This is a genomic window from Armatimonadota bacterium (assembly GCA_017993055.1).
In the GTDB taxonomy this organism is placed as follows: Bacteria; Armatimonadota; UBA5829; order DTJY01; family DTJY01; genus JAGONM01.
Genome location: JAGONM010000067.1, coordinates 1 through 7298, shown reverse-complemented (window position 1 = coordinate 7298; position 7298 = coordinate 1). Strand labels below are relative to the sequence as shown.

At 62.2% G+C, this 7298-nt stretch carries 9 protein-coding genes; all 9 read right to left on the bottom strand.

Features of this window, described 5'->3' with window-relative positions; all coding sequences use genetic code 11:
• Positions 1-22: 22 nt before the first annotated feature.
• The gene (locus KBC96_15200; GenBank protein MBP6965739.1) at positions 23-1078 is read right to left on the bottom strand and encodes a DNA adenine methylase; all 1056 of its coding nucleotides are present in this window, start codon (positions 1076-1078) and stop codon (positions 23-25) included.
• The gene (locus tag KBC96_15195; GenBank protein MBP6965738.1) at positions 1075-1632 is read right to left on the bottom strand and encodes a hypothetical protein; all 558 of its coding nucleotides are present in this window, start codon (positions 1630-1632) and stop codon (positions 1075-1077) included. Before KBC96_15195 ends, KBC96_15200 begins: the two co-directional genes overlap by 4 nt.
• Positions 1629-2135 carry a hypothetical protein gene (locus KBC96_15190; protein ID MBP6965737.1) on the bottom strand — a complete coding sequence of 169 codons (507 nt, stop codon included), beginning with the start codon at positions 2133-2135 and terminating at the stop codon, positions 1629-1631. The genes KBC96_15195 and KBC96_15190 overlap by 4 nt, the downstream gene beginning before the upstream one ends.
• Positions 2135-2497, bottom strand: a complete 363-nt coding sequence (locus tag KBC96_15185) for a hypothetical protein (GenBank protein MBP6965736.1) — start codon at positions 2495-2497, stop codon at positions 2135-2137. Before KBC96_15185 ends, KBC96_15190 begins: the two co-directional genes overlap by 1 nt.
• Before the next feature lie 367 nt (positions 2498-2864).
• Entirely contained in the window at positions 2865-5573 is a 2709-nt protein-coding gene (locus KBC96_15180) for a hypothetical protein (protein ID MBP6965735.1), read from the bottom strand.
• Positions 5574-5650: 77 nt separating this feature from the next.
• Entirely contained in the window at positions 5651-6043 is a 393-nt protein-coding gene (locus tag KBC96_15175; protein ID MBP6965734.1) for a hypothetical protein, read from the bottom strand.
• 29 nt (positions 6044-6072) lie between these two features.
• Positions 6073-6381 carry an SWIM zinc finger family protein gene (locus KBC96_15170; protein ID MBP6965733.1) on the bottom strand — a complete coding sequence of 103 codons (309 nt, stop codon included), beginning with the start codon at positions 6379-6381 and terminating at the stop codon, positions 6073-6075.
• A gap of 14 nt (positions 6382-6395) precedes the next feature.
• Entirely contained in the window at positions 6396-6770 is a 375-nt protein-coding gene (locus KBC96_15165; protein ID MBP6965732.1) for a hypothetical protein, read from the bottom strand.
• Positions 6771-6792: 22 nt separating this feature from the next.
• Positions 6793-6960 (bottom strand): hypothetical protein, encoded by a 168-nt coding sequence (locus tag KBC96_15160; GenBank protein MBP6965731.1) that lies wholly within the window; start codon positions 6958-6960, stop codon positions 6793-6795.
• Positions 6961-7298: the final 338 nt, after the last annotated feature.

Sequence of the window (7298 nt, the reverse complement as noted above, 5' to 3'; positions counted from 1 at the left end):
GTCATGGGTATGCTCCTTTCTGTCAGGTCCGCGATTCGATCAGTGGGAGTTGTGCCAGCGCGTCAACACACCCCGGCGACAGCCACAGCCGCTCCTTGGTGCGGTTCGTGTTCGTGCCGTCGCCTTGTCCGTCGAACCCCGCCGGACCTTTCCATGCGTGGACACGCCAGCCTGCCGATTCCAACGCTTCATGCCCTTCCCTGTCGTAGCCCGCAAGGACGATCCGCAGGAGTGGGTCGGATCCATTCTCCAAGCACCAATCACGGACATCATGCGCTACGGTTAGCGAGTCTCGGCGGTAGAGGCCCGATGCCCTGCCCGCACTGGCTGAATACGGCGGGTCAAGGAACACGCCCGTCAGTCCGTGATTGACCGTGACGGACGGCCCGCATACCCGGCTCCAGTCGCCGCAGCAGACACGGACGCGCCTCATGCGGTCTGCCAATTCGCGCATGTACTCCACCAGATCGAGACGGGCGTTGACGCCTGTCTCCGCGAACCCTGACAGCCGGACCCGCTTCCGGTTGACACCCCGGCCTCCGCCAAGGTGGACTAGCTTCCGGTTGACACCCTGGCCGTTGCCAAGGTGGACTAGCTTCCGGTTGACACCCTGGCCTTCGTCGCCAAGGTGGACTAGCTGCCGGTTGACTACCTTCCAGGGGCCGTTGCCGGAGCAGAACCCTGAACCGATCCAGCAAGCCGTACCCCAGACCCACCAGCCCGCGATCTTCGGGTCGCTGAAGCCGGGGTCGCCCTCTAGCCGCGCTTGCAGGCTGTCCTTCTGCCCCACCAGCCACGCATGTCGGGCGTGCAGGTCGTTCTCGTTGACCGGATGATCGGCGTGCTCGGCTACCCTGTCCGGTTCGGCCTGTAGCGCACGCCAGAAGTTTGCGATCATGCCGTCAATGTCGTTCACGGTCTCTGTGCGATTCCACCATTGGTGCTCGTCCGGTCGGGCCAGTAGGACAGCACCGGAGCCAAAGAACGGCTCGACGTAGTTATCCACGTCGCCCAGTGCGTTCCAGATCAGGTGTGCGGCCTTGGACTTCCCGCCGAAGTATGGGTATGGTGACCTCACGCCTCCACCTCCTCTATCTCCCACTCCGCGTCCAGCGCCCCGACGGGGATGCCGCGCACCGGGCCGTTGTGCGCCGTCATCCTCCCGTAGTGCGCCAGCAGAAGCGCCTCGGCCCTGTCCGCGTCCTTGACCCGCGCAAGGTTTGGAGCCGCCGATGGGAATAGTTCCCGCGCCTTGTCCCTAGACGCCGTCTTCAGCCCCTTCTTGTCGAGGCCCTTGATGGTCGCGCCGAAGACGGCCTTCTTCCACTGTGCGGCTGTCGGCTCGGCCACCAGCGGGATGCCGAGGGCGATCAACGCCACCCGCACCCCCCGCCACGCGCCGCCGAACTTGAACGCGGACTGTCTGCCCATGCCGAACGAGTTCACGTTCTCGAGCACCGCGGCGAGGTCGTGACCATTGGGGATCCGAGCCGCGTCCTGGACCCGGCGTAGGAAGTCGATCAGGTCATGGTCCGAGCCCATGTCGAAGAACGTTGGCGTGCTGGTGTCCGGCCAGAGGACCGCGATCGCGCCCTCCGTGCCGGGGTCAATGCCGATGTATGCAGTGCTCAATCCTCCCCCTCCTTTGCCCCCTGCGCCCTCTGCCAACAGAACGCGCACATCGTCGCTCCGGCAGCCGGAATCCAGCCGCCGCACTTGCAGGTCCACTCGGGCCGCGTCCGTCCCTCCCCTATGAGCGTCTCCCTGAGCTTCTCCTGCCTCGGTATCGTCTCAGTGATTCTGCGCTCGTACTCGGCCTTGAGTTCCCCGTACCGCGCCATTCGTTCCGCCAGTTCCTCCGTGTCGGCCGGGTAGTCCGGGTGCTCGGGGTTCTCCAGTATCGAGCCGTAGCGGTCGAGCCGCTTCTGCAGCTTCTCCCACCGGTCGGCGTCGAGCAGCTCCGCGCAGAGCCGCGACTCCTCCCCGGCCATCGCATCCAGTTCCTCGGGCGCGTACCGGCGCGTAGCCTCCTTCCTCTTCTCGCTGACGGCCTCCAGCAGCGGGAGACCATGATCCTCGATAGTCATGGCGGTCATCTTCGCCGCCGATGATGCGTTCACGATGCCTCTAGCCATCACTGCTCCTCCTTTCTATCGTTACGGCACATCACTACCGGCAGCCAGTGCGGTTTCTTGTAGCCGCGCTTCGGCTCCCGTTTCACGATAGGCAGCGTCGAGCACACTCCGTCGAGCACATAGATCATCGGTGAAACCCGCTTCAGCAGGATCGTTTCGGATCTCCAAAGCTGATCAAACACCTCGAAGACCGCTTGGCTCACGTTCCCCCAGAGTATGCAGTTGGGTCGGCACTCGATGGCGATGTCGCCGTCAACATTGATGTGTCTGGACAGGTCGCGCTTCATCTCCACGAACGAGTAGCCGCCGCCCAGGTCGTCGATCCGTTGCATCACGATTCCCGCGAGTTCGTCCGTCGTCATGGGTACGAATCCTCCAATTCGCCTGTTTTGTGCAGGGTACGGGCCGAAGTGTGCAGGGTATGCTCCAGACCCTGCACACCCATTTTCCCTTGTGATATAAGGGTTTTTTGGGTGTGTGTGCAGGGTGTGCAGGGTGTGCAGGGAAAAAACACGGCACTGCTTTTGCGCGTGTATAGCTCTCTCTGCTCCGCCCCAGACGCGCACGCGCAAAACGGGGGTGCGTATTTTGGCCTCCAACCCTGCACACCCTGCACACACAGCCCGTCGAGCGCCAAGTTTTCCGCATGATATAAGGGTTTTTCGGGTGTGCAGGGTTGAAAACGCACCCTGCACAAACCCCGTGCAGACTCTGCACACCTTGCACACATCATTGTTCCGGCTCGTCCACCGCGTAAGGATCGACCAGCTCGGCACCGAACGACTCGCGGGCCACCTGCTGGACGGTCAGTCTGTTGATCCGATACACCGTCTTCGGCCCACCCTTGACGCCCGGTATGCGGCGGCGGTCCTTGTCGCGCTCTGGGTCGATTATGTGGAGCTTGTTGTGCATCGCGTGGAACAGCGTCGTAGACGAGTACTTCTCCCGGCCGAGCGCGGATCGGACGGCCTCGCATATCTCGGACGCCTGATACCAATCGTCAAGCGTGGCCGTTTCGCAGCAGTAATCCCAGATCGCCATCAGTGTGCGGAGCTCCTGATTCTCCTCCTCCTCCTCACGGATCTTGGACCGCTTCCGCTCCTCAGCCATCAGGTGCATCCGGTCGAGAAGCCCTTCGGTATGCTTGATCTCGCCGCTGTTCGTCTCGATGTCGGCGGGCGCTACAGCCTTGTAACCGTCGAGCAGGGCGGCGATCATGAAGACGCCGTGCCAGAGCTGCCAGTCCCGGCCAGACAGGCCCTTCGGTCTGCGAAGTCCGTCCTTGACCTCCAGCAGGTTCGATATCTCCTGCAGTGCCCAGCAGTAGAGCTTATTGCGGATCACCTTCAGCTTCCCGGCCTGTTCCGCATCTACGAACTGCGGCAGTTCACTCACCGTCTTCTTGATGAGCAGCATGATGCACCGGTCTCCGATGGTCTCGTCCATGCCTCGCGTGTTGGCAAACACCTTGGGCGAATACGTGGGGAACTCTTCGAGCAGGTGCGTATCCTTATTCACGCTCATAGCGGAGCCCGACCGCGTGTACCCGCCCTTGATGACTTCCTGGAACGAGCTTTCGTCCTTCTCGAACTTCCTCCAGAGCTTCTCCGCCTCGTCGTATAAGATGGTCGAGGAGTCGCCCGCCACCGACCGCTTGAGGCTGGCCTCGGTCATCGTGTCCGCTTTCTTGCTGTTGAATGCGAGGTAATCGATTATCGTCATGGTCTGGCTCTTGCCCGCGCCCTTGATGGCGCAGAGGAACACGTAGCCGTAGGCGTCTATGGCACGGAACACGTAGGTGCCCATGACCCAGAGTGCGAGAAAGTCATAGAACAGGGGGTCTGGCAGGAGTATGAACCGCTCGAAGTAACCCTTTATCTCCGCGTACAGTTCGGCGGAATCGATCTCCGTCTTCCCGTCGAGATAGTCCTTGACGTTGTAGGGGACTTCGGTGCCGATGCTCCATCTGCCCGTATCCGACGGCGGCAGCGCGGTCCTCAGAACATAGTCGCGCTCCAGCAGCGTTTCGCGGGTCATAGGAAAGCACTCGCGTTTGCTGGTCACAATGAACGGGATGAACGCGCCGCTCGACATCTGGAGATATATAGTGTAGTAGAGTGTGCCGCCGATCACGTCCTGCGCGGGATTGAACTTGATCGGGTCCGTCTTCCGCCACTCGATGTTGTCGGCCGCGCCCTCGCTGAAGGGTTCGGCCTCCGGCCTCGCGTGGCCGTTCTTCCCCAGCTTCTGGATGTCCGTCCTGAGTGCGGCTTTCGGCACACTGATCGTCTTGCTCAGTCTGGCGATATAGGCTTCCTTCGCGCTTTCGGGCAGGCCGGACATCGTGGCGAATATCGGTGACAGCAGTGAATCGTATTCGTGCTCCGACAGGGACGACGGCAGCCGCCCGATCATAAACTCGGTCAACGTCTCGGCCCTGTCAACGAGCGCCTGGAACGCGCCCGCACCCTCGGCCTGGATGAAGTCGGCCGGATCGGACGGCACGGGCAGCGAGACTATGGACACCCGATGGCCCCAATCGGAGAGCATCGTCGCGACCGCGAGGTTCGCATCCTGTCCGGCCCCGTTCTCGTCGCCGTCGTAACAGCAGAGGTAGTGCGTCCGGTCCCTGAGCATCTTCCGCCACTCCGCCTTGAACAGGCTGGAGATGGTGGAGCAGGCCGGGAATCCGGCTTGCTCCAACAATATCGCGTCTTTGACGCCCTCTACCAGGATGCACTTCTCGCCCCTGAGCCGGTGACTGTTCCAGGGAACGATGCCAGAGATGGCAAGCGTCACGGGCAGGGATATGTATTTCTTGTCGCTCTTGCTCCCTGGCATCCGCCGCCCCGACAACTGGACCACCTGCCCATGCTGGATGACCGGGAACACGATGCGCCCCTTCATCGGCTGCCAGAGGCCGTGCTCTGTGCTCTTGACGAGTCCGGCATGGTACATCGGCTCGGTGATCGTGTTCTCCCTGATCTCGATGCCGTACCCTATCCGGTACTCGCGGATAGACTCGTCCGTGATCCCCTGTTCATGCAGGTAGTCGAGCGCGGCCGGGGTCTTCTGCAGCTTCTCCCCGCACTTGTCGGCGTAGGCCGCGAGGATGGCATACGCCTCGACGCGCAGGTCGTGGTCCTCGCCCTCGGCCTCGGTCATCTGGCCCCACGGGATGCCTGTGAGGTTGGCAAGCGTCACGCCCGCGTCAACGAAGCTGCACTTGTCCCGCTCCATCACCCAATCGTAGGCCGAACCCCCGCGCTTGCATCCGAAACAGTGCCACGAGTTGCTGTCCGTGTAGACCGTGAGGCTTGCGTTGGTGTCCTGGTGAAAGGGGCAGTTCCCCACGAGCCTCACGCCCGACCCTCGCAACTCCACCATCGCGGACACCAACTCCGCGACGTTCGCGGCCTCCCGTATTCGGTCGATCATCTGGTTACTCCCAGTGGGAAATCATAAGTATGGGGCTGAGAGCCTCATGCCCCCAGCCCCGGCGTGTCGGCGTGCGTCTATTCGTCCTCAAAGGGATCGGGCTTCTTCTCCGCCGTCGCCTTTGCCCTGATCGGGCGAATGCTCTCGATCTTGTTGAACTCCGAGCCGTCGTCCTTGGCCTTCACGATGACGGACGCAACCGCCCGCTTGCCTACGAGGTCGTCCAGGTCCAGCGAAGATCCCGGCTCGAGGCTCATCCCGAAAGCGTTGGCGGTCTTGAAGAGCTTGCCGTTGGTCGAGCCGGTGAGTGAGCACCAGTAGAAGAGCTGCTTGCCGCCGGTGCCCTCAACGTCCAGTACGAACTTCACCTGCTCACCGAACTGGCCGGTCTCGGTTCCGATGTCCGTGACACAGACCTTGTAGTCGCCCGTGTCCAATACGCTGTTCTCTACGATCTTTACGACTGCCATTTTCAGTGTTCTCCTTGCGTTTTTCGTTGTCAGAAGTCGATCAGAATGTCGCGCTCGATTCGAGCCGCGAACTCCTCGCGTGTCTCGGTGACGGGCCTGCCGCCGACCATCACGCTCACCCCAAGGGCGGGTCTTCGCCGCCTCGGTTGTCTCTCGAGCTTGGGCTGTGTCTCCTGCCGGACGTACTCGATGTGCTTGCAGGGGCGCTGCCCGAACTGATACCTCGGGCAGGTACACGTCTCGGCCGTCAGATCGACGGCGTACTCCTTGTGCTCCGGAGTCAGGACGGTGTACTCACCCTCGCCGCGCTTCAGCAGGTTGTAGCCCGTCTGGATCATCGCGTTCACCCCCTCTAGTCGCCGCTCATGGCGGTCATCGCCGCCGTGTACGCCCTGTGCAGATCGTGGGCATAGTCCCTGTCGGCCTGAGCGTTCGTCACGCCCAGCTTGGCCGCGTCCAGCACCTTCCAGCAGTCGTTGTATCTGTCGTCCTGCTGGATGCGCACGGCGAGCTCGGCCTTCCGCGCAGTCTCGTTGGAATACCGGGGTTTCCCGTCCCCGTTCGTCTCGGCGCATATCTCGGTCATCAGCTCCGATTCCCGCGCCTCCAAATCCAGCTTGGCGAGCTCCACATCGCCCACCAGCCCGTGCAGGAGGATTGCCTTCTCCCGCTTCGTCTCCGCCGCGTCCTTCGCGGCCTTCAGCATGGCACTGACCGTCTCGTTCATTGGTCCTCTCCTTTGCTCCGGCTTATTCGCCGGGAATGTAGACTATGTGCGACCCCTCGGGCAGATCGAACGTGAACCGCTCGAAGGTCGCCACCGCGAAATCGCCGTTTGACAACTCAACGGCATAGTGGGTAAGCCCACTCCTATAGGTCTCTCTGTCGGCCTCGCGCTTTGCTGTGCCGAGCGACATAACCCCTCCTTTGCCTCACTCTCCCGACCGCCCACGCCACACCCAGGGCGATCAGCAGTACCCCGAACAACTCCACGCCGAATAACCGGTCGGCTCCGGCACTACCGAATGCGTACACGTCAGTCCTCCTGGACCGGCCGGTACTGCGCCGGTGTAGTTACCTCATCCACACAACCAGGCAACCTGCCCACAAGCAAGCGCCGATGATGAACTTGATCCTGATGTCAGCGGGTATTCGCATGAGCCGCCTCCTCCCTCAGTGCGTCCAGATCCCTGTGGGCCTCCAGCTTGCCGACGACCCTGCTGATGGTTGCCCCTGCCGCCACGAGAGAGCCGTC

Excerpts from the sequence above, each read along its gene's own strand:
- KBC96_15190 (MBP6965737.1), bottom strand. The coding sequence starts at position 2,135 with ATGGCTAGAGGCATCGTGAACGCATCATCGGCGGCGAAGATGACCGCC.
- KBC96_15185 (MBP6965736.1), bottom strand. The coding sequence starts at position 2,497 with ATGACGACGGACGAACTCGCGGGAATCGTGATGCAACGGATCGACGAC.
- KBC96_15180 (MBP6965735.1), bottom strand. The coding sequence starts at position 5,573 with ATGATCGACCGAATACGGGAGGCCGCGAACGTCGCGGAGTTGGTGTCC.
- KBC96_15175 (MBP6965734.1), bottom strand. The coding sequence starts at position 6,043 with ATGGCAGTCGTAAAGATCGTAGAGAACAGCGTATTGGACACGGGCGAC.
- KBC96_15170 (MBP6965733.1), bottom strand. The coding sequence starts at position 6,381 with ATGATCCAGACGGGCTACAACCTGCTGAAGCGCGGCGAGGGTGAGTAC.
- KBC96_15165 (MBP6965732.1), bottom strand. The coding sequence starts at position 6,770 with ATGAACGAGACGGTCAGTGCCATGCTGAAGGCCGCGAAGGACGCGGCG.
- KBC96_15160 (MBP6965731.1), bottom strand. The coding sequence starts at position 6,960 with ATGTCGCTCGGCACAGCAAAGCGCGAGGCCGACAGAGAGACCTATAGG.